The sequence below is a fragment of the Actinosynnema sp. NPDC023794 genome (assembly GCF_040639675.1).
Taxonomy (GTDB): domain Bacteria; phylum Actinomycetota; class Actinomycetes; order Mycobacteriales; family Pseudonocardiaceae; genus Actinosynnema; species Actinosynnema luteola.
Genome location: NZ_JBFAFR010000001.1, coordinates 861,853 through 886,626, shown reverse-complemented (window position 1 = coordinate 886,626; position 24,774 = coordinate 861,853). Strand labels below are relative to the sequence as shown.

At 72.3% G+C, this 24,774-nt stretch carries 28 protein-coding genes; 19 read left to right on the top strand and 9 right to left on the bottom strand.

Annotation, left to right across the window (positions count from 1 at the left end; translation table 11 throughout):
* Nucleotides 1-206: 206 nt before the first annotated feature.
* From AB0H12_RS04025 to AB0H12_RS04015, 3 genes are read right to left on the bottom strand one after another with little or no spacing between them, the layout of a single operon-like run.
* On the bottom strand, nt 207-2,282 hold the full coding sequence (locus tag AB0H12_RS04025) for a CotH kinase family protein (protein WP_499620645.1): 2,076 nt from the start codon (nt 2,280-2,282) through the stop codon (nt 207-209).
* On the bottom strand, nt 2,273-3,106 hold the full coding sequence (locus AB0H12_RS04020; RefSeq protein ID WP_499620644.1) for a polyphosphate polymerase domain-containing protein: 834 nt from the start codon (nt 3,104-3,106) through the stop codon (nt 2,273-2,275). The genes AB0H12_RS04025 and AB0H12_RS04020 overlap by 10 nt, the downstream gene beginning before the upstream one ends.
* Nucleotides 3,103-3,705 carry a DUF4956 domain-containing protein gene (locus tag AB0H12_RS04015; RefSeq protein WP_499620643.1) on the bottom strand — a complete coding sequence of 201 codons (603 nt, stop codon included), beginning with the start codon at nt 3,703-3,705 and terminating at the stop codon, nt 3,103-3,105. The genes AB0H12_RS04020 and AB0H12_RS04015 overlap by 4 nt, the downstream gene beginning before the upstream one ends.
* 619 nt (nt 3,706-4,324) lie before the next feature.
* Between AB0H12_RS04015 and AB0H12_RS04010 the strand changes: the two genes are divergently transcribed.
* Complete coding sequence (locus AB0H12_RS04010; protein ID WP_499620642.1) at nt 4,325-4,579, top strand: hypothetical protein; 255 nt, start codon at nt 4,325-4,327, stop codon at nt 4,577-4,579.
* Nucleotides 4,580-4,689: 110 nt separating this feature from the next.
* Nucleotides 4,690-4,887 carry a hypothetical protein gene (locus tag AB0H12_RS04005; protein WP_499620641.1) on the top strand — a complete coding sequence of 66 codons (198 nt, stop codon included), beginning with the start codon at nt 4,690-4,692 and terminating at the stop codon, nt 4,885-4,887.
* 483 nt (nt 4,888-5,370) lie between these two features.
* Here AB0H12_RS04005 and AB0H12_RS04000 read toward each other — a convergent pair whose 3' ends face one another.
* Nucleotides 5,371-5,937 (bottom strand): TetR/AcrR family transcriptional regulator, encoded by a 567-nt coding sequence (locus tag AB0H12_RS04000; protein ID WP_499620640.1) that lies wholly within the window; start codon nt 5,935-5,937, stop codon nt 5,371-5,373.
* Between the two features lie 80 nt (nt 5,938-6,017).
* On the opposite strand from AB0H12_RS04000, the gene AB0H12_RS03995 reads away from it, so the two are divergent.
* From AB0H12_RS03995 to AB0H12_RS03965, 7 genes are all read left to right on the top strand, one after another.
* On the top strand, nt 6,018-6,512 hold the full coding sequence (locus AB0H12_RS03995; RefSeq protein WP_499620639.1) for an FBP domain-containing protein: 495 nt from the start codon (nt 6,018-6,020) through the stop codon (nt 6,510-6,512).
* Nucleotides 6,513-6,708: 196 nt separating this feature from the next.
* Complete coding sequence (locus tag AB0H12_RS03990) at nt 6,709-8,160, top strand: DHA2 family efflux MFS transporter permease subunit (RefSeq protein WP_499620638.1); 1,452 nt, start codon at nt 6,709-6,711, stop codon at nt 8,158-8,160.
* A 269-nt stretch (nt 8,161-8,429) separates the two neighbouring features.
* Nucleotides 8,430-9,938, top strand: a complete 1,509-nt coding sequence (locus AB0H12_RS03985) for a right-handed parallel beta-helix repeat-containing protein (protein WP_499620636.1) — start codon at nt 8,430-8,432, stop codon at nt 9,936-9,938.
* Nucleotides 9,939-10,089: 151 nt separating this feature from the next.
* Nucleotides 10,090-10,482, top strand: coding sequence for a GntR family transcriptional regulator (locus tag AB0H12_RS03980; protein WP_499620635.1), 393 nt, complete (start codon nt 10,090-10,092; stop codon nt 10,480-10,482).
* The gene (locus tag AB0H12_RS03975) at nt 10,479-11,360 is read left to right on the top strand and encodes an ABC transporter ATP-binding protein (RefSeq protein ID WP_499620633.1); all 882 of its coding nucleotides are present in this window, start codon (nt 10,479-10,481) and stop codon (nt 11,358-11,360) included. Before AB0H12_RS03980 ends, AB0H12_RS03975 begins: the two co-directional genes overlap by 4 nt.
* A complete protein-coding gene (locus AB0H12_RS03970) occupies nt 11,357-12,349 on the top strand; it encodes an ABC-2 membrane transporter-related protein (RefSeq protein WP_499620632.1) in 993 nt (330 codons plus the stop codon). The genes AB0H12_RS03975 and AB0H12_RS03970 overlap by 4 nt, the downstream gene beginning before the upstream one ends.
* 23 nt (nt 12,350-12,372) lie before the next feature.
* Nucleotides 12,373-13,512: an alpha/beta hydrolase family protein gene (locus AB0H12_RS03965; RefSeq protein ID WP_499620631.1), complete on the top strand. Its 1,140-nt coding sequence runs from the start codon at nt 12,373-12,375 to the stop codon at nt 13,510-13,512.
* Here AB0H12_RS03965 and AB0H12_RS03960 read toward each other — a convergent pair.
* Nucleotides 13,476-14,153, bottom strand: coding sequence for a GntR family transcriptional regulator (locus AB0H12_RS03960; RefSeq protein ID WP_499620630.1), 678 nt, complete (start codon nt 14,151-14,153; stop codon nt 13,476-13,478). The two genes, AB0H12_RS03965 and AB0H12_RS03960, sit on opposite strands and share 37 nt — an antisense overlap.
* 46 nt (nt 14,154-14,199) lie before the next feature.
* Between AB0H12_RS03960 and AB0H12_RS03955 the strand changes: the two genes are divergently transcribed.
* The 3 genes from AB0H12_RS03955 to AB0H12_RS03945 are packed head-to-tail and all read left to right on the top strand — an operon-like array spanning nt 14,200 to nt 16,255.
* Nucleotides 14,200-14,616 carry a VOC family protein gene (locus tag AB0H12_RS03955; RefSeq protein WP_499620628.1) on the top strand — a complete coding sequence of 139 codons (417 nt, stop codon included), beginning with the start codon at nt 14,200-14,202 and terminating at the stop codon, nt 14,614-14,616.
* A complete protein-coding gene (locus AB0H12_RS03950; RefSeq protein WP_499620627.1) occupies nt 14,613-15,290 on the top strand; it encodes an SDR family NAD(P)-dependent oxidoreductase in 678 nt (225 codons plus the stop codon). Before AB0H12_RS03955 ends, AB0H12_RS03950 begins: the two co-directional genes overlap by 4 nt.
* An 8-nt stretch (nt 15,291-15,298) precedes the next feature.
* Nucleotides 15,299-16,255, top strand: coding sequence for an LLM class flavin-dependent oxidoreductase (locus tag AB0H12_RS03945; protein WP_499620625.1), 957 nt, complete (start codon nt 15,299-15,301; stop codon nt 16,253-16,255).
* A gap of 16 nt (nt 16,256-16,271) precedes the next feature.
* Here the strand turns inward: AB0H12_RS03945 and AB0H12_RS03940 are convergent, their stop codons facing one another.
* Nucleotides 16,272-17,087, bottom strand: a complete 816-nt coding sequence (locus AB0H12_RS03940; protein WP_499620624.1) for a helix-turn-helix domain-containing protein — start codon at nt 17,085-17,087, stop codon at nt 16,272-16,274.
* A gap of 75 nt (nt 17,088-17,162) precedes the next feature.
* On the opposite strand from AB0H12_RS03940, the gene AB0H12_RS03935 reads away from it, so the two are divergent.
* Nucleotides 17,163-18,140, top strand: coding sequence for an aldo/keto reductase (locus tag AB0H12_RS03935; protein WP_499620623.1), 978 nt, complete (start codon nt 17,163-17,165; stop codon nt 18,138-18,140).
* 8 nt (nt 18,141-18,148) lie between these two features.
* Here AB0H12_RS03935 and AB0H12_RS03930 read toward each other — a convergent pair whose 3' ends face one another.
* The gene (locus AB0H12_RS03930; protein ID WP_499620622.1) at nt 18,149-18,730 is read right to left on the bottom strand and encodes a TetR/AcrR family transcriptional regulator; all 582 of its coding nucleotides are present in this window, start codon (nt 18,728-18,730) and stop codon (nt 18,149-18,151) included.
* 50 nt (nt 18,731-18,780) lie between these two features.
* Here AB0H12_RS03930 and AB0H12_RS03925 point away from each other — a divergent pair, with 50 nt between their 5' ends.
* Nucleotides 18,781-19,602: a class I SAM-dependent methyltransferase gene (locus tag AB0H12_RS03925; protein ID WP_499620621.1), complete on the top strand. Its 822-nt coding sequence runs from the start codon at nt 18,781-18,783 to the stop codon at nt 19,600-19,602.
* On the opposite strand, the gene AB0H12_RS03920 is transcribed toward AB0H12_RS03925, so the two are convergent.
* Nucleotides 19,530-19,754, bottom strand: a complete 225-nt coding sequence (locus AB0H12_RS03920; RefSeq protein WP_499620620.1) for a hypothetical protein — start codon at nt 19,752-19,754, stop codon at nt 19,530-19,532. The two genes, AB0H12_RS03925 and AB0H12_RS03920, sit on opposite strands and share 73 nt — an antisense overlap.
* On the opposite strand from AB0H12_RS03920, the gene AB0H12_RS03915 reads away from it, so the two are divergent.
* From AB0H12_RS03915 to AB0H12_RS03900, 4 genes are read left to right on the top strand one after another with little or no spacing between them, the layout of a single operon-like run.
* A complete protein-coding gene (locus AB0H12_RS03915; RefSeq protein WP_499620619.1) occupies nt 19,753-21,042 on the top strand; it encodes a sensor histidine kinase in 1,290 nt (429 codons plus the stop codon). The two genes, AB0H12_RS03920 and AB0H12_RS03915, sit on opposite strands and share 2 nt — an antisense overlap.
* Nucleotides 21,039-21,725, top strand: coding sequence for a response regulator (locus AB0H12_RS03910; protein WP_499620618.1), 687 nt, complete (start codon nt 21,039-21,041; stop codon nt 21,723-21,725). The genes AB0H12_RS03915 and AB0H12_RS03910 overlap by 4 nt, the downstream gene beginning before the upstream one ends.
* A 60-nt stretch (nt 21,726-21,785) precedes the next feature.
* Complete coding sequence (locus tag AB0H12_RS03905) at nt 21,786-22,670, top strand: ABC transporter ATP-binding protein (protein WP_499620617.1); 885 nt, start codon at nt 21,786-21,788, stop codon at nt 22,668-22,670.
* Entirely contained in the window at nt 22,670-23,779 is a 1,110-nt protein-coding gene (locus AB0H12_RS03900) for an ABC transporter permease (protein ID WP_499620616.1), read from the top strand. The genes AB0H12_RS03905 and AB0H12_RS03900 overlap by 1 nt, the downstream gene beginning before the upstream one ends.
* On the opposite strand, the gene AB0H12_RS03895 is transcribed toward AB0H12_RS03900, so the two are convergent.
* A complete protein-coding gene (locus AB0H12_RS03895) occupies nt 23,776-24,474 on the bottom strand; it encodes a TetR/AcrR family transcriptional regulator (RefSeq protein WP_499620615.1) in 699 nt (232 codons plus the stop codon). The two genes, AB0H12_RS03900 and AB0H12_RS03895, sit on opposite strands and share 4 nt — an antisense overlap.
* A 143-nt stretch (nt 24,475-24,617) precedes the next feature.
* On the opposite strand from AB0H12_RS03895, the gene AB0H12_RS03890 reads away from it, so the two are divergent.
* Nucleotides 24,618-24,746 carry a hypothetical protein gene (locus tag AB0H12_RS03890; RefSeq protein ID WP_499620613.1) on the top strand — a complete coding sequence of 43 codons (129 nt, stop codon included), beginning with the start codon at nt 24,618-24,620 and terminating at the stop codon, nt 24,744-24,746.
* Nucleotides 24,747-24,774: the final 28 nt, after the last annotated feature.

Sequence of the window (24,774 nt, the reverse complement as noted above, 5' to 3'; positions counted from 1 at the left end):
CGCGACGGCTCAGATCCGTCGCGCCACGTGGGTCGGTGGTTCCCGACAGGGGTCAGCAGGCGGCGCAGGAGACGGACGGCCGGGTCCAGTTGGACGAGCCGCTGACCGACACGTTGAGGTACGAACGGATCCACGTGACGGGTCGGGAAGGCATTCGCACGACCGCGTGCCCGACACCGGGGTGGTGTCGGGCACGCGTCGGGTCGTCAGCTACCGGTGCACGTGAGCGTCGGCCTGCCGGGCGACCCGGTGGACGTGCCGAGGAACCCGAACGTGGTGCTGGCGCCCGCGCCGACCGAGCCGTTGTGCGTCGCGTTGCGTGCGGTGACCGTCGATCCCTGGCTCGTCACGGTGGCGTTCCACGACTGGCTGACCGTCTCACCGCCGGTGTAGGTCCACGACACGGTCCAGTTGCTGATCGCCGACGTGCCCGCGGTGACGCGGACCTCGCCCTGGAACCCGCCCTGCCACTGGTTGACCACCGTGTACGTCGCCGAACACCGCGCACCGCCGGGCTGCGTGGTCGTCGTGGTGGTGGTGGTGGTCGTCGTGGTCGACGTCGGCGTGGTCGAACCGCCCCAGCCCTGCGCCGAGTCCAGCCAGGTGATGCGGCGCTGCATCCAGTCCCGCATCGCCTGTACCTGACCCTGCCACGTGGGCGCGGTCGGGGTGCGGAAGAAGCCGACGGTCGGCGAGCTGAGGTTCGGCCAGCGCTGGAAGTTGCGCTGCGCGCCGTTGGTCAGCGGTCGGGCGAGGGCGTCGACCCGCGCCGCCAACGAGGAGTCGGAGAGCGGGCCGCGCCGCAACGTCTGCCACCGCGACTTGACCTGGTTCACGAACGCCGGGTCGCGCAGCATCTGGGTGTGCCAGTCGTTGGCGATCGGTTGCCGGGTCTGCAGGTGCTGCCAACCGGCGACCTGGTCGTTCTGGAAGAACCCGCCGACGCCGAACGTCAGGTCGAAGTCCCACAGCGGCCCGGCGAAGATCTTGCTGTCCCGGTCCTTGTAGAAGTGGGTGCTGCGGATGTAGGCGTCCATGCCGCGGCTGAGCTCGTTGACGATCATGTGGTCGATGAACGACGGCACGTCGACGTACTTCCGGTACCCGGTGGTCGGGTCGGCGAAGTTCGGCGCCCGGAGCACGTCGTGGAACTCCTGGATGTGACCGCGCAGCCAGTCCCGCTGCTGGGTGTTCAACGGGTCGGGGTCGGCCACCTCGAGGTAGTTCCAGCAGGTGTTCGTCGGCCCGGTGCACGCCAGCGTCGGCTCCTCGGCCGCCATCCACTCGAACTTGAAGATGTACCCGCCCTGGATCGCGGGCAGGGTCGTGTCGTCCTCGTCCAGACCCTTGAGGTCCAACCGGTTCTTCGAGTTCTTGATGGTCTCCACCAGCATGTAGACGCCCATGTAGTCGTTGGCGCCCACGGGAGTGGTGTCGGTGTTGAGGTAGAACTCGACGAACTTGTACCGAGGCGCCTTGAGCCCCATCTCGCGGCCGAGGTCGTAGATGAACGCCTCGCGGATCAGGGACTTGTCGGTGAACGGTCCGCGCAGCACCCAGTCGGAGTCGGCGGGCATGCCGAGCACCGGGTAGTCGGCGTCGTCGCCCGCGTTGTCCCAGAACTCCAGCCGGTACGGCGTCTTCTCGAACGAGGCCGACGACTGCCCGCGCAGCTTGAACCCGCCGCGCGTGGCGACGGTCGGGGTCGCGGCCAACGACGTCGTGCCGCCCGCCTGCGGTTCGAAGATCATGGTGGCGCCGTCGAAGTACTCGCGCTGCGGCTTGCCCGCGCCGTAGGAGTCGATCGCGACCACCGGCAGGTCGTGCGCGGTGGCGGTGGCCTCGCGGGCGACGTACATCGCCGTGCCTGGACGCCCGGAGGCCGCGTTGTCGACGAACGCCTGCGCGCGCAGCTGGGTCGTCCGGGTGAGCTGCACCGCCGAGCCCTGGTAGGGGGTCGACTGCGCGGTGGGCAGCCGGCCGTCGGTGGTGTAGCGGATCTGGGCGCCGGCGATCGTGGTGCTCAACGACACCGACACCTGTCCCTGGAACGTGCCGCTCGGCACGGAGAACGTGATGTCGCCGACCAGGTCGTCGGCCGCCGCCGCGGCGGCGATGGCGTCGGCGGCGGCCGTGCCGGTGGTGGATCCGGTGGGGGAGCTGGGTTCGGCGCCCGCGGAGAACGGGATGAGCAGACCGGTGAGGAGCACCGCGGCGACCGCGAGCCCCTTGGCCTTGTGGGTCGTCGCCGCGGCGCCGTTGCTGCGGGGGGTCACACGCACGATGCCTCCTGTTCGGTTCGGTGGGACGGGGTGGTCGGTGCCGGGCCCACCGGCGACGTGGCGCCCCGGAAGTGGCGGCGCAGCGTCCGCCGCCACGGCGCGTCGGGCAGGTCGAGGCGGAGCGCGGCCAGACCGGTGGCGTACTTGGAGATCCGGGCCGGCCGCACCCCCCGCTGCCACAACATGCGGTCGACCGGCGAGGCGGCCGACGCGGTCTTGGTCTCGATCACGGCCAAGCCGGACAGCCGCAGCGTGGCGTCGTCGTGCCGCCAGGACAGCGCGGTGTCGATGGTGACCCGGCTCGCGGACTCCGGCAGCAGCAACGTGGTGCGGTGGTAGTCCGTGACCAGGACCGGGTCGAGCGAGCCGTCGGCGTCGGGCGCGATCGACTCGCGGGCGAGCGCCTCGTCGACGAAGTCGCGTCCCGGGCGGACGGTGTCGCAGTCGTCCGGGTGGTACGGCAGCCGGTGCTTGGTGATGCTGCCCCGGGCGCCGCTGATCTTGACCTCCAGCCAGCACTCGCCGGAGTCGAGGTACGTGCGGGTGCGCACCTTGAACCGGCGGCGCCTGCGGTAGGCCGCGGAGTGGTAGCTCTCCAGCCGCGGCGTGTCGAAGTAGACCGACTCGTAGCGGAACGTCCGCTCACCGCCGATGTCGAGCACCCGCGCGTGCGGCGCGAGCTGCTCCAGCAGGTGCGGCAGCGTGCCGGCCGGCACGACGTACTTGCGGTCGACCCTGGTCTGCAACGCGGCCCGCTCGATCAGCTCGGCCAGCCCGACCGGGGCCATCCGCGCGAGGGCGGGCATGGAGGTCGTCATGGTCATCGGCGCGCTCCCGACGGTGCGGGGGAGGTGTGCGCTGTGGTCAGGGCGTGTGGGGTCAGCGCGTAGCGGACGTCGACGATCGTGGTCTCGTTCACCAGGTCCAGCCGCTGCACGGTGACGGCGTGCACCCTGGCGTTGAGCAGCTGCTCCAGGTGCGCGACGAGCGTGACGTGGTCGGTGATGGCCGAGTCCAGGACCAGGACCTGGTGCCGGTAGTGGCGGAACAGCCTGCGGTTGTCGCCGAGGAACATCACCACGACGATGAGCCCCATGAGGCCGCCGTTGAGCCACATCGAGGACGTGCTCAACGCGCCGAGCAGGCCGAGGGCGAGGGCGGAGAAGTAGTACGCCACCTCGTGCTGGTCGAGTTCCGTCGAGCGCAGCCGGATGATCGACAGCACGCCGAACAGCGCCATGCCGAGCCCGATGCCCGCACCGGTGTTGCTGGTGCTCAGCGCGCTCGCGACGGCGAGGACGCCGATGTTGACCCCCAGGTAGGCGACGACGAGGTCGCGTCGGCGGTGCCGCGGGAAGTAGAGCCCGAAGACGAGCAGCACCACCGCACAGATGTCGATCGCGAACAGGACGAGCTGTGACATCTCGTTCGTTCCTCCTACAGCCGCGTGCCGAGGTCGGCTGGGCACCGCCCGCTTCTTGGCGGGGGTCTGCAGGACGGTCGCCGAAACTTTCGAGTATTCAGATAAACTTTCGGGAACTGGGTCGAAACGATAGGGGGCACTGTGGTGTCGCGTCAATGAACTGCCGGTGTATTGACGTGTATCAAAAGGTGGATGCTGCGCTGGTAGGGGCCATTCGGCCGTGAACCGTGCGGCCTTTCGGTGGGCGCGCCCAGCGGTACGCGCGGTGATCAACCCATGTCAAATGGTGTCGAAAGTTTCGGATCCAGTGGAGCCAAGTTGACCAAGGAAGATCACGCCACGAGCCGGGTCCTCCGAACGGTGACGACCGCGGGACCATGGACCCGGTCACGTCGAGGGTGAGAGGGGCGGTCATCGAGACGGCGAAGGTCCTCGTGGTCGACCCGATCGACGACACGGCGGTGGACCGCCTGCGCCGCGTGGCGGACGTGCTCGTGCGCCCGCGGCCGTCCGCCGCCGAGCTGCCGGACCTCGTGGCGGACGCGGACGTGATCGTCCTGCGCAGCGGTGTGCGACTCACCGCGTCCGTCCTGGCCGCGCCTCGAAGCTCAAGGTCGTCGTGCGGGCCGGCACGGGCGTGGACAACATCGACCTGGAGGCCGCCTGGCGGGCCGGGGTGCGCGTGTTCACCGTCCCAGGCGCCTCCGCCACCGCGGTCGCCGAACTCGCGATCGGGCTGACGCTCGCGGTGTCGCGCCGGATCATGGACGCGCAACGCCGCATCGGGGACGTCGTGGTCGACACGGTCGTCGCCGCCCTCGGTGGTGGGTCGCCGATCCCCGCGGCGGCCCGGGAGCAACGACCCCGCCGCTGATCACCGCAGCACGCACGGCCGGTGCGACGAACTTTCGCCGAGCCCGCCGCGTGGGCCGCTAGCCTCGGGTCCGAGCACCGCACCCCTGGCCCGGCCGAGGGAGGACGCCCGTGCGCACACCCACGTCCGCAGGTCGGCGACCGGTCGGCGGCTTGACCGCCGGGGTCGTCGGCGCGAGCGGGCACGCGGGCGGCGAGCTGCGCCGACTGCTGCTCGGCCACACCGTCGGGGTCGAGTCGGGCATCGCCACCCTGGACGACATCTCCACCCTGCAAGGGCTGGAGGCGTGGCGGAAGCCGGCGCGCTGACACCACGGCCGGTCCGTCCACGTGCGACAGACCGGCGCCGGCCACGGCACTGGTGCGACTCGTCCTCGGACTTGCGCGCCTTGCGGCGCTGCTCCTCGGCCCGTTCGCGGCAGCGGCGGAGGAACTCGGCGTCGGACTCGGAGGCGGCGGCGAAGCGGCCCGGGCGGTCGTACTCGGGGAACGCGGGCGCGGTGCGCTCGTAGGCGCGCGGCCTGCCGGCGGGACGGACGTGCGGCCCGCCACGAGCCAGGTGATCGAGCCCCACCAGCGGGAAGAACAGCACGATCAGCGGCCAACCCGTCCTGGGCAGGTTCCTGGCGTCGCCGTCGTCGGTGGTGATGACGTCGACCAGGCAGAACAACCACAGGCCCAGCGTGAGCACGCCGAAGAGGCCCCCGGAGTAGAGCACGGTCCCGACCGCCAAAATTCGTCGGCGCACAGTAGCGCAGGGGTCCGACGAAGACGTGAGGGTCGAACGGCGCGTCAGGACGGCCAGTTGCCGAGGACGGCGTGGAGCGCGTCGAGGGTCTTCGACCAGGACGCTTCGGTGTCGCGCGGGTGGTGGCGGAAGCCTCCCGCCGCTTCGAGGGCCGTGTAGCCGTGCACCGTGCTGTGCAGCAGGCGCACGGCGTCGGTCTCGTCCGGCTCGGGCAGGTGGTAGCCGCGCAGGATGGCGCGGGTCATCTCCGAGTGCCGGTCCGCCCGGCTCGTGACCGCGATCTCACGAGTCAGGTCGACCCGCATGGCGGCGTACCGGCCGGGGTGCTCCTTGGCGTAGTCGCGGTAGGCGTTGGCGAAGGCGACGAGCGCGTCCTTGCCCGCGCGTCCGGCCAGGGCGGAGGCGGCGCGGTCGGCGAGCTCGGCCAGCGCCAGCACCGCCACCCGTTCCCTCAGGTCCTGGGCGTTCTTGAGGTGGGAGTACAGGCTCGCGTCCTTCACGCCGAACCGGCGTGCGAGCGCCGACACGGTCAGGTTGTCGAAACCCACCTCGTCCGCCAGTTCCGCCGCCGCCCGGACCAGGCGTTCGACGGTCAGCCCCGCGCGTGCCATGTCGCCCTCCCGGAACCTAGAGGTCCTAGGCTATCACTTATACATTTGTCCCTATTAGCTAGCTGACGTAGCTTGGGTGCATGGAACCCGTAACCGAGCGCGAGATCCGCGCGTCGTTCGTCAACTGCACCAAGGGCGAGGCGAAGCGCCTGTCCGTGCCGGGTGACCTGTCCGAGCGGCCGTGGGACGACCTGGACTTCCTCGGTTGGCGCGACCCCGCGTCACCGCAACGCGCCTACCTGGTCGCCGCCCCCGGCGACGGGTTGGTCGGCGTGGCGCTGCGCCTGGCGTCGCCGCACGCCGGTCAGCCGCGGCGCACGATGTGCTCGCTGTGCCTGACCACACATCCGGGCGGCGGCGTCGCCCTGATGACGGCGCGCAAGGCGGGACGCGAGGGCCAGCAGGGCAACTCCGTGGGCGCCTACCTCTGCGCCGACCTGGCCTGCTCGCTCTACCTGCGCGGCAAGAAGGACGCCGGCCCCGGCGCGCGGCTGCACGAGTCGCTCACGCCGGCGGAGCTCGTCGACCGGACCGCCGTGAAGCTCAACGGCTTCCTCTCGCGGGTGACCGGCTGAGCCGGGTTGGTCGCGGAGCGCCGCGGCGGTGTCGCGGTCGAGCGCCTCGGCCGGGCCGGCAGGTCGGCCCGTCGGCCCGTCGGCGTTCGCTGACGGAAAAGTGAGTTGTCGTCGGCATCCTCGGAGGTAGGGTTGGCATGTTCGGGGCGCCGTTGCCTCTTTGTCGCGCCCGTCTTTTCCTCTGGGGGATCCACGCATGACTTCCGCAGGTGTGTCCGACGCCGTGACGTCGCCGCCCGCGCTCACCCGCGCCGACCGCGCCGTGATCGGCGTGCTGCTGGTGGCCACGTTCGTGGTCATCCTGAACGAGACCATCATGGGCGTCGCACTGCCCGTGCTGCTCACCGAGCTCAACGTGACCGCCGCCGTGGGCCAGTGGCTCACCGCCGGCTTCCTGCTGACCATGTCGGTGGTCATCCCGATCACCGGCTACCTCATCCAACGCGTGACCACGCGCGTGCTCTACGGCGTGGCGATGGGCCTGTTCAGCGCGGGCACGTTGCTCGCCGCGCTGGCGCCGGGCTTCGAGGTGCTCCTCGCGGCACGCGTCGTGCAGGCCTGTGGCACGGCGATCATGCTGCCGTTGCTGATGACGACCGTCATGACGCTCGTGCCGCCGGCCCGCCGGGGCGCGGTGATGGGCAACATCTCCATCGTCATCTCCGTCGCGCCCGCCATCGGGCCGACGGTGTCCGGCGTGGTGCTGGACCTGTTCAGCTGGCGCGCCATGTTCTGGGTCGTGCTGCCGATCTCGGTGACCGCGCTGGTGCTCGGCCTGCGCTGGGTCACCCGCATCGGCGAGGCGAGCAGCGCGCCGATCGACATCCTGTCGGTCGTGCTGTCGGTGTTCGGCTTCGGCGGCCTGGTCTACGGCCTGTCGAGCATCGGGCACAGCGGCGGCGGGTCGTCCGCCACGCTGTGGGCGTCGCTCGCGGTCGGCGTGGTGGGCATCACGGCGTTCGTGCTGCGGCAGGTTCAGCTGCAGCGGGACGAACGGGCCCTGCTGGACCTGCGGACGTTCCGCTTCCGGACGTTCACGCTGGCCAGCGCGCTGATGATGGTGATGATGGGCTTGCTGCTCGGCGTCGTCACGATCCTGCCGATCTACACCCAGAACGTGCTGGCGCTCGACCCGCTCGCCACCGGCCTGCTGCTGCTGCCGGGCGGTCTGCTGATGGGGCTGCTGTCGCCGTTCGTCGGCCGGCTCTACGACCGGGTGGGCCCGCGCGTCCTGCTCATCGTCGGCACGGTCGCCACCAGCGGCTCGCTGTGGTTCGCCACGACGTTCGACGAGGGCACGCCGACGCCGCTCGTGCTGGTGTTCCACCTCGTGCTGAGCCTGGGCCTGGCGTTCTCGTTCACGCCGCTGTTCTCCTCCGGCCTCGGCGCCCTGCCCGCCCGGCTCTACTCGCACGGCAGCGCGATCTTCAGCACGACCCAGCAGCTCGCCGCCGCGGCGGGTGTGGCGTTGCTGGTCAGCGTGATGAGCGCGCGTGCCGCCGAGCTGGCCACCGCCGGTGAGGCGAAGGTCGGCGCGGAGATGGGCGGCATGCACGCCGCGATCCTGCTGGCGGCGATCCTGTCGCTGGTCGCGGTGGTCGGCTCGTTCATGATCAAGGCGGGCAAGGCCGAAGACGCCCCGCACTAGCGAACGGCGGGCGCGGGGACGGCATTCGTCCCCGCGCCCGACTCGCAATTTGTTCATAATTGTGAATCCGAAGATTCTCCCGCTCGAAACATTGCGTGCTCGCGAAGGTGTGCGTTAACGTGCCCGGCTGGGACCGCTCCCAGAACTGTTTGTGCAGTTCAGAAGCGTGAACTTAGGCCGCTCCGCGTCACACTGAGGGAGAAACAATGAGGTTGAAACCCTTTGTCGTCGCCACTGCGGCCGTCGCGGCTCTCGTATTACCGGGTGCCGTGGCGACCGCGGCGACCACGCACCACGAGGCCGAATCCGCGCCTGCGGTGTGCACGGGCGTGATCGAGGCCAACTGGCCCGGTTACTCGGGCGCCGGTTTTTGCAACGCGGACAACGCCGTCGGCGCCCACGCGCAGTTCACCGTCACCGCCCCGGCCGCGGGCGCCGCGACGGTCCTGGTCCGGTTCGCCAACGGCGGCACGACCGCCCGCGCCGCGGACCTCGTGGTCAACGGCTCCACGGTGCGGTCGGTCTCGTTCGAGGCGACCGGCGCGTGGTCGACCTGGGTCTCGAAGTCCCTCGCCGTGACGGTGCCGTCGGGCTACTCCACGATCCGGCTCACCCCGACCACCTCGGCCGGCCTGCCGAACGTGGACTACCTCGACTTCACGCAGGACGGCACGCCGCCGCCCGCCGACGCGCTCTACGTGGCGACCGACGGCAACGACGGCAACCCCGGCACGCCGGCCGCGCCCCTGCGCACCATCCAGCGCGGTGTCGACCTGGCCCAGCCCGGCTACACGATCCACGTCCGCGGCGGCACGTACGCGCCGAGCACCAACATCCAGCTGCTCAAGAACGGCACCGCGAGCCAGCCGATCACCTTGCGCAACTACAACGGCGAGCACGTGGTCATCGACGGCGAGAACATGCCGCACACGCCGGGCGCCGTCGGGTCCAGCATCCCGCGCGCGGAACGCGGCGCCGTGCACATCGAGGGCGACCACTGGCGGTTGATCGGCCTGGAGATCATCCACGGCCCGTACGGCGTGTTCGGCCTGGACACCAACAACGTCGTCTTCGACCGGCTCGTCACGCGCGACAACTACGAGTCCGGCCTGCACATCCAGGGCGCGTCGAGCAACAACCAGATCGTCAACCTGGACGCCCACGGCAACCGCGACCCGCGCAAGAACGGCGAGAGCGCCGACGGCCTGGCCATCAAGGAGGGCTCCGGCAGCGGCAACGTCGTGCGCGGCGCGCGGCTGTGGAACAACTCCGACGACGGCCTCGACTACTGGATGTTCTCCTCGCCGATCCTGCTGGAGAACAGCCTGGCCTGGGGCAACGGCTTCAACCGCTGGAACCTGCCCGACTTCACCGGTGACGGCAACGGGTTCAAGCTGGGCGGCAACGGCGTCGCCGCCGACCACACCGTCCGCAACACGATGACGTGGGACAACGCGGCCGGCGGCTTCGTGGACAACAACAACCCCGGCCGGCACCGGATCGAGCGAAGCACGGCCTGGGACAACCCGAAGACCGGGTTCCAGTTCGACCGCTCGGCGAGCACCCTGACCAAGAACCTGGCGGCGGCCAACGGCACGAACGCCTCGCTCGGCTCGAACTCCGGCGGCTCCGGCAACTCGTGGGACCTCGGCGGCTCGTGGTCGTTCACGAGCACGAACCCGGCCACGATCACGGGCACGCGCACCGCCGACGGCTCGATCCCGTCCTCCACCTTCCTGCGCCCGGCCAACGGCGCGGACGTGGGCGCGCGCTTCTGACCCCCGATCCAACGGCGGGGCCGGGCACCACGCCCGGCCCCGCCTGCGTTTGTCCACCCTGACCTGCGGACGGCGCCTCGCGCCGTCGCCCGCTCGACGCGACGCCTCACCATACCTATAGTGATAGGTAGCTAGTTAAATGGAGGTAGTCGTGATCGAGTTCCACCTGGACGGCAAGTCGGGCCTGTCGCCGTACCAGCAACTGGTCCGACAGGTGCGGCACGCGTTGCGGCTCGGCCTGCTGCGCGAAGGCGATCAGCTGCCGAAGGTGAAGGACGTGGTGGCGGACCTCGCGATCAACCCGAACACGGTGCTCAAGGCCTACCGCGAACTCGAGCACGACGGCTTGGTCGCCGCCCGTCCCGGGGTCGGCACGTTCGTGACGGGCACGCTGTCCGGCACTTCGCTCGCCGCGCTCGCGCCGCTGCGCCAGGACCTGCGGCGCTGGCTCGCCAAGGCCCGCCGCGCCGGTCTGGACGAGGAGGGCATCGAGGCGTTGTTCCTCACCACGTTTCGCACCGCGGCCAAGGAGGACATAGCGTGAGCGTGCTGCGGGCCCGGGGGTTGGGCAAGAAGTACAAGCGGCGCTGGGCGTTGGCCGGTTGCACGCTGGACGTGCCCGCCGGGCACGTGACCGGGCTGGTCGGCCCGAACGGCGCGGGCAAGTCCACGTTGCTGGGCCTCGCCGCGGGCATGCTCGAACCGTCGAGCGGCACGATCGAGGTGTGCGGCGGCGTGCCGGGCAGCGGTCCGGCCCAGTTGGCGAAGGTCGGCTTCGTCGCGCAGAACACCCCGGTCTACCCGAACCTGACCGTCGACGAGCACCTGCGCCTCGGCGCACGCCTGAACCCCGGTTGGGACGACGAGCTGGCGCGGGGCCGGGTCGCGCGGATCGGGCTCGACCCGGCGCTGGCCGCGGGCAAGCTGTCCGGCGGCCAACGCGCCCAGCTCGCGCTCACCCTCGGCATCGCGAAGCGGCCCGAACTGCTGCTGCTGGACGAACCGGTCGCCTCGCTGGACCCGTTGGCGCGGCGGGAGTTCCTGCGGGACCTCATGGAAGCCGTGGCCGAGCACGGGCTGAGCGTGGTGATGTCCTCGCACCTGATCGCCGACCTGGAACGGGTCTGCGACCACCTCGTCGTGCTGGTGGACTCCCGGATCCGGCTCGCCGGCGACGTCGACGAGCTGCTCGCCACGCACCGCAGGCTGACCGGGCCACGCCGCGACCTCGACGCGCTGCCCGCGGACCAGCGGGTGGTCACGGCGAGCCACACCGAGCGCCAGACCACCGTGCTGGTGCGCACCGAGGCGCCGATCCTCGACCCCGCCTGGGACGTCGGCGAACCCGGCCTGGAAGACCTGATCCTGGCGTACCTGACCGCCCCCGGCGTCGAACGCCCCGCGCTGGGAGTCGTCCGATGACGTGGTTGGCGTGGCGGCAGCTGCGCTTCCCGGTGATCTCGGTGTACGCGGTGCTCGCGTTGGCGGTGCTCGCGCTGGCGGTCAGCCGCCCGGTCCGCGGCGGGTTCGGCGACCAGGGGTTCGCGTACCTCGCCGGCATGCTGGCCGTGCAGCTGCTGCCGGCCGTCCTCGGCGTGTTCTGGGGCGTGCCGATGATCACCAGGGAGCTGGAGGCCGGCACGCACAACCTGGTGTGGAACCAGAGCGTCACCCGCACTTGGTGGCTCGCCGTGAAGCTCGGCCTGGGCGTGCCGGCCGCCGTGGTCGCGGCGGGCGTGCTCAGCCTGGTCGTCACCTGGTGGGCCGACCCCATCGACACGGCGGCCGGCCTAGACGGCGAGCGGGGGTTCGACTCGCGCGTCACGCCGCTGGTGTTCGCCGCACGGGGGATCGCGCCCGTCGGTTACGCCGCTTTCGCGTTCGTGCTCGGCATCGCCGTGGCGATCCTGTTGCGCCGCACCGTGATCGCGATGGCGGTGACCCTCGTGGTGTACTTCGCCGTGCAGCTGGTGGTCCCGGTCGCGGTGCGCCCGCACGTGCTGCCGCCGATCGAGGAATCCGTCACGCTCACCGCGCGGAGCATCGCGGGCGTCCAAGCGGAGGAGGGCGCGAACGGCGACGTGCCCCAGTCGTTGCGGGTGGTCGAACCCGCGGGCGCGTGGGTGCTGGCGAACGAGACCGTGGACGCGAACGGCGTCGTGGCGCGCCCGCTGCCCGCCGCGGTGGGCGGCTGCCTGCCGCCCGCGTCGTCGGAGCCGCCGACCCTGCTGGACCTCGACCGGATCCGCGCGTGCTTCGCGCGGCTGGACGACCTCGGCTACCGGCAGCACCTGGCCTACCAGCCGGTGAGCCGGTTCTGGCCCCTGCAGTGGGTCGAACTGGCGTGCTACCTCACGTTGTCGGCGCTCGTGACGTGGTTCTGCTTCCGCCGGCTGCGCCACCTGTCCTGACCCTCTTGCCGGAAGGAAGACCCATGCGTGGCCTCACGTTCCTGATCGCACTGACCCTCGTCCTGTCCGCCACACCCGCGTCGGCGTCGGAGCCGGAACCCGCCGACGCGACGCCGTACTTGCCCGCGCCGACCGGCCGGCACCCGGTGGGCACGACGTCGCTGCACCTGACGGACACCTCACGCCTCGATCCCTGGGTGCCCACGACGAACCGGGAGCTGATGGTCTCCCTCTTCTACCCGACGGCGTCGGCGCGGGGGCCGAAGAAGCAGTACATGACGCCGGCCGAGTCCCAGGCGGCGCTCGAAGAAGGCGGCATCACCACCGTGCCGCCCGACGCGTTGAGCCACGTGCGGACCAACGCCGTGGTGGACGCCCGACCGGTCGGGCGGCGGCACGGCCTGCCGCTGGTCGTGCTGTCACCGGGCTACAAGCGGTCCCGCGCCACGCTCACCACCCTGGCGGAGGACCTGGCGAGCCACGGTTACGTCGTCGCGGTGGTCGACCACACCTACGAGAACGTCGCCACCACGTTCCCCGACGGGCGGGTCGCGCCCTGCGCCTCCTGCGAGCTCTTCCACGACCACGAGTTCTGGTTGAAGCTGGGCGAGGGCCGCGCGGCGGACGTGTCGTTCGTGCTGGACCAGCTGACCGGGCCGCTGCGCCACCACCGGGGCGCGAACCTGGTCGACGCCTCGCGGATCGCCACGGGCGGCCACTCCGTGGGCGGGGCGAGCAGCCTCGTCGCCGCACGCGCCGACGCCCGCATCCGCGCCGCGATCGACGTGGACGGCGTGATCACCACGCCGGTCCCGCCGGAGGGGATGTCGCAGCCGGTCATGCTCCTGGGTCGGCAGGACAACTTCGCGCCCGGCGCTCCCAGTGTCAAGAGCTGGGCGGATGCCTGGCCGTTGCTGACCGGGTGGAAGCGCTGGCTGGTGGTGGCGGGCATGTCGCACCCGTCGTTCACCGACATCGGCGTGGTGCTGCCGCAGTTGGGCATCGGTCCCGGGGAGGGCGTCCCGGGCGAGCGCGGCGCGGCCATCACCCGCGCCTACGTGCGGGCGTTCTTCGACCTGCACCTGCGCGGTGAGCCGCAGCCGTTGCTGGACCGGCCCTCGGCGAGCTACCCGGAGGTCTCGGTCGTCGAGCCGTCGAGCTGACCGACGAGCACCCGCTTCGCCGAGTGGACGTGCTCCTCGGCGAAGCGGGTGACCTCGGCGGCGTCGCCGGCGTCGAGCAGGCGCACGATCTCCCGGTGCTCGTCGACGACCACGGCGCGGTAGTCGTGGTGGCCGAGGCGGATCCGGGTGAGCTGGAACAGGTGCACCTGCGACCGCACGGCGCGCCACGCTTCGAGCAGGCGCCGGTTGTCGGCGGACCGGTAGATCGTGTCGTGGAACTCCATGTCCAGCGCGAGCAGCTCGTCGCTCGGCGCGCCCGCGGCCAGCCGTCGGGCCATGGCGTCGACCAGGTCGGTGAGGGCGTCCAGGTCGACCCGGCCGATCGCGCGGCGGCCGGCCAGCCCTTCCAGCGCGGCCCGGACCGAGTAGACCTCTTCGGCGTCCTGCGCGGTGAGGTCGACGACCCTGGTGCCGCGGTGCCAGGCGCTGCGCACGAGCCCTTCGCGTTCCAGCACGGCGAGGCCCTCGCGCACCGAGCCCCGGCTGACGTCCAGTGACGCGGCCAGCTCGACCTCGCGCACCGGCGAGCCGGGCGGGAAGACGCCCGCGAAGATCGCCTCGCGGATCCGGTCGGCGGCCTCGTCCGCCAGGCCACGCCGGTCGGCCTTGCGCAGCTGCATAATGTCGAATGTTGACATTGGGTGGGCCGTTGGTCAAGGTGGAGGCATGAGACCTGGGTTCCACCTCGCTGTTCCCGTCGACGACCTGGCCAGGGCCCGTGAGTTCTACGGCGGCGTGCTCCAGCTCGAAGAGGGGCGCTCGGCCGAGAAGTGGGTGGACTGGAACTTCTACGGCCACCAGTTCGTGACGCACGTCGTGCCCGGACCGCGCGGCGACTCCGGCCGCAACCCGGTCGACGGCCACGACGTGCCCGTGCCGCACTTCGGCCTGATCCTGCCCATCCCGGAGTTCCACGCGCTGGCCGAGCGGCTGCGGGCGGCGGGTCGTGAGTTCGTGATCGAGCCGTACCTGCGGTTCGAGGGCGAGCCGGGTGAGCAGTGGACGATGTTCTTCCGCGACCCGGCCGGCAACGCGCTGGAGTTCAAGGCGTTCTCCGACGAGTCGCAGGTGTTCGCCAAGTGAGCCGGGGCGTGCTGGTCACCGGTGGCAGTCGCGGTATCGGCGCGGCGATCGCGCGGGCGTTCCGGGATCTCGGCGACGAGGTCGTCGCGCTGTCCTCCTCGGACGTCGACCTGGCCGACCCGGAGGCGATCGAGCGGGTGGTCGACGGCGCCGCGGACACGCTCGGCGGCATCGACGTCCTGGTCAACAACGCGGGCCTGGTGGAGCTGGGCTCGCTGGACCTCCCGTACGCGCAGTGGCAGGCGTTGTGGCGGCGCACGTTCGCGGTGAACGTGTTCGGCGCGGCCGACATGTCGTACTGCGTCGCCCGGCACATGATCGCGCGCGGCACTCGCGGGAGGATCGTCAACGTCGGTTCGCGCGGCGCGTTCCGCGGCGAGCCGGCCATGCCCGCGTACGGCGCGAGCAAGGCGGCGTTGCACTCGATGGGACAGTCCCTGGCGGTTTCCCTCGCGCCGCACGGCATCGCGGTGGCATCGGTGGCTCCCGGGTTCGTGGGCACCGAGCGGGTGGCGGACATGGTGACCGACGAGGTGCAGGCGCAGAGCCCGTTCGGCCGGGTGGCGAAGCCGGAGGAGGTGGCCGCCGCGGTGGTCTACCTCGCCTCGCCGGCGGCCGAGTGGGCCTCCGGCGCGGTGCTCGACCTCAACGGCGCTTCGTACCTGCGGACCTAGGAGTTGTGGTGAGTCGTTCCGGATCGGTCGGGCTGATCCTGCCCCGCGACCTCGCGCCGTCGCAGGTGCTGCCGTTCGCGCGGCGTGCGGACGGGCTCGGGTTCGACGAGCTGTGGGTGGTGGAGGACCTGGGTTTCCGCGGCGGGATCGGCCAGGCCGCGGCGGTGTTGGCGGTGACGGAGCGGATCCGGGTCGGCATCGGGTTGCTGCCGGTCGGCGCGCGCAACGCCGCGTTCGCCGCGATGGAGGCGGCGACGCTGGCCCAGCTGTTCCCCGGTCGGGTCGACATCGGCATCGGGCACGGCATGCCGGGGTGGATGCGGTCGGTCGGCGAGTGGCCCGCCAGCCCGTTGACGTCGATCGAGGAGTACCTGGGCGCGGTGATGGCCCTGGTGCGCGGCGAGTCGGTCGAGCGGGGCGAGTACGTCCGGCTGGACGGTGTCCGCCTGGAGTCCGCGTGCGTGCCGGACACCCCGCCGCGCGTGCTGGCCGGCGTGCGCGGTCCGCGTTCGCTGGCGGTGTCGGGGCGGGTGGCGGACGGGACGATCCTGGCCGAGCCGACGACGCCGGAGTACGCGCGGGCGGCGCTCGCGCACGTCGACGCGGGACGGCCCCACCGGCTCGTCGGCTACAACGTGGCCGCGGTGCACGCCGACGCGTCGGTCGCGATCGACGCGGTCCGGGCCGGGCTGGAGTGGATCGGCGAGCCGGACTGGGCGCCCCACCTGGCCCCGCTGCCGTTCGCGGCGGAGTTCGCGGCGCTGCGGCGTGAGTGCGGCAGCCGGGAGGAGTTCGTGCGGCGGCTGCCGGAGGAGTGGGTGCGGCAACTCGCGGTGACCGGCACGCCGGCGGACGCGCGGGCCCGCTTGGACGACCTGTTCGCGGCCGGTGTGGACAGCGCCGTGCTCTTCCCGATCGGGTCGGAACCGTTGGCGGCGGTGGAAGAGCTCGCCGCGGTGCTCTAGCCGACGGCGTCGGCGCTCACGAGGTGGCGGCGAGGGCGTGGGCGGCGAGCGCCCGCGCCGCCGCGGTGTCGGCGGGCAGGTAGGCGACCAGGCGGTGGTCCTCGTCGCCCGGCACGCTCAGGGTTTCGTAGGCCAGCCGCAGCACGCCCGCCTCCGGGTGCCGCCACCGTTCGACGCCCGTGCCGCCGGGCACCGTCCCGGCGGTGAAGCGGCGGCCGAAGTCCGCGCCCACCGTGATCGACAGCTCCTCCGCCAGCACGGCCGCCGAGCCGTCGCCCAGGTCCGCCGCCGTGCGGAGGCCGGCCGCGCGGTCGTCCGCCACGCGGTCCCAGTCCGGGAACGTCGTGCGCGCCCTGGCATCACCGAACACGAACCGCGCGAGGTTGGGCCGGTCCGCGTCGAGCAGGCCGGAGGGCGCGGCCAGCCGGCGGAACCCGGCGGTCCAGGCGAGCAGGTCGCCCTGCCCGTCCGAGACGAACGCGGGCGTCGGCTCCAGCCGGTCGAGCAGCGCGAGCACGGTCGGCCGCACCGGACGCGGCTCCGGGACCGTCGAGCACACCGCGCCGCCCGCCTTCACCAGCCGGTGCAGGTGCACGCGCTCGTGCGACGACAGGCGCAGCGCGTCCGCCAACGCCCCGATGACCTGCGCCGACGGATGACGGTCCCGTCCGCGTTCCAGTCGGGTCAGGTACTCGACGCTCACCCCGGCCAACGAGGCCAGCTCCGCCCGGCGCAGGCCAGGCGTGCGGCGGCGCGGTCCGGTCGGCAGGCCGACCTCGGTCGGGGTGATCGCCTCCCGACGGGCACGCAGGAACCCGCCCAACGCGTTCATGGTCGGCGAGTCTAGGCCGACGGTGGCCCTGCGGGGGCCTCCCTCCGGCCGGCCCGCCACCCCAGGCTGGGCGGCATGACCATGAAGTACCGCCTCTTCGGCCAGACCGGTTTGCGCGTGTCGGAACTCCTGCTGGGCACGATGGCCCTGAGCGACCCCGTCGAGTCGCGCCGCATCGTGGACGCCTACGCCGACGCGGGCGGCAACGTGCTCGACACCGCGTCGGCCTACGGCGCCGGCGAGGAACTCCTCGGCTCGATCGTGGACCGGCGGGACCGGTTCGTCATCGGCACGAAGTACACGTTGTCGCGCGACGCCGCCGACCCCAACGCCTCGGGCAACCACCGCAAGAACCTGACGGCCTCGTTGGAACAGAGCCTGCGCCGGCTGCGCACCGACTACGTCGACGTCTACTGGGTGCACATCTGGGACCGGCACACCCCGATCGAGGAGACGATGCGCGCCCTGGACGACGCAGTGCGCGCGGGCAAGATCCTCTACACCGGCATCTCCGACGCGCCCGCCTGGGTCGTCTCCCGCGCCAACACGCTCGCGCAGTGGCGCGACTGGACGCCGTTCGCCGGGCTCCAGGTGCCCTACAACCTGCTCAACCGCGACGTCGAGCGCGAGCTGCTGCCGATGGCCGAGGCGCTCGGCCTGAGCGTCACCGCCTGGGCCCCGCTCGCGGCGGGCAAGCTGTCCGGGTCGTCGAACCCGAGGCGCACCGACCCGGCCGCGCTGACCGAACGCGAACGGGCGGCGGTTCGTGCCGTCCGGGAGGTCGCCGACGAGCTGGGCGCACGCCCGGCGCAGGTGGCGTTGGCGTGGACGCGCGCCAAGCACCGCGCGGTGCTGCCGCTGGTCGGCGTGAGCAGCGTCGAGCAGCTCACCGAGAACCTCGGCGCGCTCGACCTGACCCTGCCCGACGACGCGGTCCGGCGGCTGGAGGCGGCGGTGGAGTTCCGGCTCGGGTTCCCCGGCGACTTCATCGCCGAGTGCGAGCCGTCCGCGTTCGTCTTCGGCGACACGGCCACCAGGGTCGGGCCACGCTGAAGAACGCCTCAGAGCACGCCGGCGACGACCGCGGTCACGGCCTTGCGCACGGCGTCGCGCTCCGGCCGTGCGCCGCGGTCGGCGAACAGCAGGTGCGCCGTGCCGATGAGGGTGGGTGCGAGGGCGTCGACCTCGGCGGTCGGCGCGACGCGGCCGAGGTCGCGTTCGGCGGCGAGGTACGCCGCGATCATGGTCACCGCCTCCGTCAACACCGGCACGCCCGCCGGCCACGCCCGCCGCAGCCGGGCGCGCAGCTCGTCCCGGAAGGTCACCAGGGCGACGATCGCCACCGCGACCGACCCGAACAGGGAGGTCAACGCGTCGGTGAGGTTGTCGACGACCGTGCCGGAGCCCGCGGCCCCGCGCAGCGCGGCGGCCTGGGCGTCCATCCGGTCGACGCGGTCGAGCACGAACTCGGCCAGGAAGGCGTCGAAGTCCTCGAAGTGCCGGTGCAGGACGCCCTTGGCGCAGCCCGCCTCGGTGGTGACGGCCCGGCTGGTCAACGCGCTGGGGCCGTCCCGGAGCAGGATGCGGTCGGCGGCGTCGAACAGCTGCTCGCGCACGTCGCGGATGGCCACACCGGTGGGCACGGTGCTCCTCTCGGTTGACGAGTGGGCGCTCGCCCACTCATAGTGGGCACATGCCCACAATACCGTCGGAACCGCACCGCGCCCGCGACATGGCCGAGTCGTTCGGCACCGATCCCGAGCGCTACGACCGTTCCCGACCCTCCTACCCCGACGCCATGGTGGAGGCGATCGTCGCCGCGAGCCCCGGGCCGGACGTGGTCGACGTCGGCACGGGCACCGGCATCGCGGCCCGCCGGTTCCAGGTGGCCGGGTGCCGGGTCCTCGGCGTCGAGGTCGACCCCCGGATGGCCGCCTTCGCCCGGCGGCGCGGCCTCGACGTGGAGGTGGCCGGCTTCGAGGACTGGGAGCCCGCCGGCCGGGTGTTCGACGCCGTCGTGTCCGGGCAGACCTGGCACTGGGTCGACCCGGTCGCGGGCGCGGCCAAGGCGGCACGCGTGCTGCGGCCCGGCGGCCGGCTGGCCGTGTTCTGGAACGTCGCCCAACCGCCGCCCGACCTGGCCGAAGCCTTCGCCGACGCCTACCGCCGCGTGCTGCCGGACTCCCTGCCCGCCCTCGGGTCCACCTCGGTCGGGTACTCGCCGTTCACCGACAGGGCGATCGACGGCGTCCGGCAGGCGGGCGCGTTCGGCGAGCCCGAGGAGTGGCGGTTCGACTGGGCGCGGACCTACACCCGGGACGAGTGGCTGGACCAGTTGCCCACCTCCGGCGTGGCAGCCCGGCTCCCTCCCGCCGAGCTGGACGAGGTGCTGGCCGGCACCGGCGCCGCCGTCGACGCGGTGGGCGGCGAGTTCGTCATGCGCTACACCGCCGTCGTCGTCACGGCCGCGCGCTCGGGCGCGGACCGGAACCCCCACGGGGTGTCGGGCAGGTAGCCGAGCGGTGGCGGGACGGGCCGCCGGTCCCGGTCGTCGAGCACCGGTTGCCACTGCGCGGCCCGTCGCGGTGAGGCCGACGCGGGCAGGTACGCGCCGACCAGTGGTCCGGCGCGTTGGGCGAACGCCGCTCGGGTTACGTTCTCGGGCATGGCGGACGAATGGTCGCGCGAGGGCGGTCACGAGCCCGTGTGGGCGCGGTGGCGGCGTCCCGGGCCCACCGGGGCCGAGTGGCGCGACGACGTCTGGCTGGCGCTGGCGGCGCTGGCCGGTGCGGTGGCGGTGACCGTGCTGATCAACAGCATGGGCGCGAGCCCGTGGGACCACGGACCGCCGCTGGTCGAGCAGATCGCCTGGGGCGCGGCGATGACCCTGCCGCTGGTGGCGCGCCGGCGCTACCCGCTGACGGTGATGTTCGTCGTGGGCGCGCTGCTCATCGCGGTGCAGGCCCGGCAGGTGGGCGACAACCTCGTGCCCTCGGTCGCGTTGTTCCTGGCGATCTTCAGCGCGGGCGCGTGGGGGAAGGACCGGGCGCGGGCGCGGTGGGCGCGGATCGCGGTGATCGTCGGCATGTTCGGCTGGCTCGGGTTCGGGCTGGTGCGGTTCCTGGTGATGCCCATGCCGGAGTTCGAGGGCGCGGACGGGCCGCTCGACCCGGTGCTCGCGACGGTGCTCTACGGCATCGGGTTCAACGTGCTGTTCTTCCTGTCCGCGTACTTCTTCGGCGAGATGGCGTGGGTCTCGGCACGTCGACAGGCCGAGCTGGAGCACCGCGCCGAGCAGCTGCGCCGGTCGCAGGAGCAGAACACGCGCGGCGCGCTCGTCGCCGAACGCGTCCGCATCGCCCGCGACCTGCACGACGTCGTGGCGCACCACGTGTCGGTGATGGGTGTGCAGGCGGGCGCGGCGCGGCGGGTGCTCGGCCGAGACCTCGACCTGGCCCGCGAGGCGTTGCGGACCGTCGAGGACACCGCGCGCACCGCCATCGGCGAGCTGCGCGGGCTGCTCGGCGTGCTGCGCGCCGACCAGGAGGAGGTGCCGGACAAGGCGGGCGAGACGTCGTCGCCGGGGCTGGACCAGCTGCCCGAGCTGGCCGAGCTGGCGCGGTCGGCCGGGCTCGACGTGGAGCACGGCGTGTACGGCGAGCCCCGGCCGGTGCCGGAGGGCGTCGCGCTGTCGGTGTACCGGATCGTGCAGGAGTCGTTGACGAACGTGGTGAAGCACGCGGACGCGCGCAAGGCCGACGTGCGGGTGCGGTTCCTGGCGAACTCGCTGGAGGTCGAGGTGGCCGACGACGGCCGGGGTCGGCCGGGCACGTCGGACCGGCCCGGGTTCGGCCTGGTCGGCATGCGGGAACGGGTCGCGGTGCACGGTGGCGAGCTGGAAGCCGGACCCCGCCGTGACGCCGGGTACCGGGTCCGTGCGAGGTTCCCGGCATGACCACCCCCTTGCGCGTGGTGCTCGCCGACGACCAGGACCTGGTGCGGGCGGGCTTCCGGGTGATCCTCGGCACCGAGGACGACATCGAGGTGGTCGGCGAGGCCCGTGACGGTGTCGAGGCCGTGGAGGTGGTCGGCCGGCTCCGACCGGACGTCGTGCTGATGGACGTGCAGATGCCGGGCGTCGACGGCCTGGAAGCCACCCGGCGCATCCTCGGCCCGGCCGGCGCGGGCAACCCGATCAAGGTCGTCATCCTCACCACGTTCGACCGCGAGGACTACCTGTTCGAGGCGCTGCGCGCGGGCGCGAGCGGCTTCCTGCTCAAGAACGCCTCGCCGGAGGACCTCGTCGACTCGGTCCGGATCGTCGCCCGGGGCGACGCCCTGCTCTCGCCCGAGGTCACGCGGCGCGTCATCGCCCGGTTCACCGGACCGGCGCCCGCCACGCCCGCGCGGCGGCCGGCGGAGCTGACCGACCGCGAGTTCGAGGTGCTGGAACACCTCGCGCGCGGCGCGAGCAACTCGGAGATCGCCGGCGCGCTGTACCTGGGCGAGACGACGGTGAAGACGCACGTGTCGCGCATCCTGGCCAAGCTGGGCCTGCGCGACCGCACGCACGCCGTCGTGTTCGCCTACGAGCACGGGATCGTGGAACCGGGCCACGGGGGTCCTCCGCGAGGATGACCCCCGGAGTCGATCTCGCGCCGGACGTGCCGGGGACGTGCGGGACCTAGCGTTGCGGTCATGTTGACAGTGACGTCGGTGAGCCGGAGTTTCGGCGACCACCAGGTCCTCGACGGGGTGTCCTTCGAGGTCCGACCCGGCCGCATGACCGGGTTCCTGGGCGCGAACGGGTCCGGCAAGACCACCACCATGCGCATCGTCCTCGGCGTCCTGGCCGCGCAGGGCGGCACGGTCGCCTGGCACGGCTCGCCGGTGACCGGCGCGGTGCGGCAGCGGTTCGGGTACATGCCCGAGGAGCGCGGCCTCTACCCGAAGATGGCCGTCGCCGAGCAGATCGCCTGGCTCGGGCAGCTGCACGGCCTCGACAAGGACGCCGCGCGGCGCAACACCGAGCGGCTGCTCGACCAGCTCGAACTGGGGCACCGGGCGAAGGACAAGCTCGAAGAGCTGTCGCTGGGCAACCAGCAGCGCGCGCAGGTCGCCGCCGCGCTCGTGCACGACCCCGTCATGCTGATCCTGGACGAGCCGTTCTCCGGGCTGGACCCGATCGCGGTCGAGACGGTGCTCGGCGTGCTGCGCGAGCGGGCCGCGAACGGCGTGCCCGTGCTGTTCTCCAGCCACCAGCTGTCGGTGGTGGAACGGCTGTGCGACGACGTGGTGATCATCTCCGGCGGCCGGATCGCGGTCAGCGGCGCGCGGGACGAGCTGCGGACCCGGTACGGCACCACGAGGTTCGAGCTGGTCGTGGCGTCCGACGCGGGGTGGGTGCGCGACGTGCCGGGCGTCCGGGTGGTCGACGTGGACGGTCCGCGCGTGGTGTTCGAACCGGACGGCGACGCCGGAGTGGACCAGGTGGTCCTGGAAGCGGCCCTGCGCCGGGGTCCCGTGCGCAGCTTCACCCCCGTCGTGCCGACGCTCGGCGAGATCTTCATGGAGGCGATCTGATGACCGGCGTGACGGAGCGGGACGGCGGGTCGCGCGGGTTCGCCGCGGCCACCAGGCTGGTCGCCGAGCGGGAGATGAAGACCTTCCTGCGCGCCAAGGCCTTCTGGATCGGCCTCGGCGTGATCGTGGTGGGGTTGTTCGCGATGTCGATCCTGCCGACCGTGTTCGGGGGCGGCGAGACCAAGGTGGCCACGGTCGGCGCGCGGGCCGCGGAGGTGTTGACGGACACCGGTGTCGAGGTCCGCGCCGTCGCCGGCGTGGCCGAGGCCGAGGCGTTGATCCGGTCGGAGGAGGTGGAGGCGGCGGTCGTGCCGGACACCACGGGCGAGTCGGCCACGGGTGTCCGGGTGGTCGCGCTGGCCGACCCGCCGACCGACGTCGTGGCCGCGCTGCGCACCGCGCCACCGGTCGACCTGCTCGACCCGGCCGAGGTCGGCCAGGGTCAGCGGCAGCTCGTGATCATGGTGTTCGCCCTGCTGTTCCTCATGTTCGGGATGAGCGGCACGGCGATCGCGCAGAGCACGGTCACCGAGAAGCAGACGCGGATCGTGGAGATCCTGGTGTCGACGGTGCCGGTGCGCGCGCTGCTGGCGGGCAAGATCGTGGGCCACTCGCTGCTGACGATCGGCCAGGTGCTGGTGATCGCGGTGGCCGGGCCGGTGGCGATGCGGCTCGGCGGGCACTCGGAGCTGCTGGCGCTGGTCGCGCCCGCGTTGGGCTGGTTCGTGCCGTTCCTGCTGCTCGGCTTCGTGCTGCTGGCCGCGATGTGGGCGGTGGCCGGGTCGTTGGTCAGCAGGCAGGAGGACCTGGGTTCGAGCATGGGCCTGGTGATGCTCCTGGTGATGGGGCCGTACTTCGGCGTGATGTTCTTCTCCGACAACGTCGCCGTGCTCACCGTGCTGTCGTTCCTGCCGTTCTCGTCGGCGATCGCCATGCCGGTGCGGCTGTTCGCCGGTGACGCGGCGCTGTGGGAACCGCTGCTGGCCATGGGGTTGCTGGCCGGGACGGTGGTGCTGACCGTGCTGCTGGCGAGCCGGGTCTACTCGGGGTCGCTGCTGCACACCGGCGGCAAGCTCGCCCTGGCCAAGGCCTGGGCCAGGGAGCGCTAGTGCGGTGACCGGGCGAGCTTCGCCAGCAGTTCCAGCAGGATGCCCCGCTCCCCTGGGGTGAGCGGGGCGTCCGGGACCTGCGCCACGAGCGCGACCAGCTTCTCCGCCTCGGCGGGCAGGCCGGTGTGGTCGGCGTCGGGCCGGGTGGTCAGCACCGCGTCGAGCACGGCCTCGCGGTTGCGCTCGGACAGTCCCTCGGTGCCCGGCGCGTCCGGGTCGCCGATCAGCAGGATCGTGGTGCCGACGGTGGCGGCGTGGATGGTCCGCACGGCCTCGTCCACGGTGACGCGCAACAGGCCCGCCTCGGCGATCCGCTCGACGATCCGGCGGAGGATCCGCTCGCCCTCCAGCGCCGCCGGGTGCCGCCCGGTCCGCACGCCGCCGTACATCAGCCCGTAGAACGCGGGGTTGCGCAGCCCGAACTCCACGTGCCCGTGCCAGCCGCGACGCAGGTCCTCGACCGGGTCGGCGGACGGGCGACGCCTGCGCTTCTCCGCGACGTAGCGCTCGAACCCGGCGGCGACCACGGCGTCGAGCAGACCGCGCTTGTCGCCGAAGTAGTGGTAGACGGTCGGCGGCGTGACGCCGGCGGCCGTGCACACGTCCCGGATCGACGTGCCCTCGATGCCGACCTCGCCGACCAGGGTCGCCGCCGCCGCCAGGATGCGCTCCCGCGCCTGCTGCCCCTCGCTCACGTAACCGGACTATACCCACACTTGTCACCGTTATAGAGCTCGTCCAACGTCGCTACAGAGACGGTGTAACGACGTGCAAGTGGAGGTTGCGATGCGACGACGGACCGCCCTGGCCGCGCGACCGCCGGCGGCGCCTGGCGCCGATGCCGGTTCCCCGCCACGGCACCGCCGCCGTCGTGGTGGGCGGCACGATCTACGTCCCGGGCGGGGGCACCACAGCCGGCGCCGGCCCGGTGGACGTGAACGACGCCTACCGCCCCGGCTCCCGCTGACCAGGGCCAGGTGGACTGGCTGACGTTC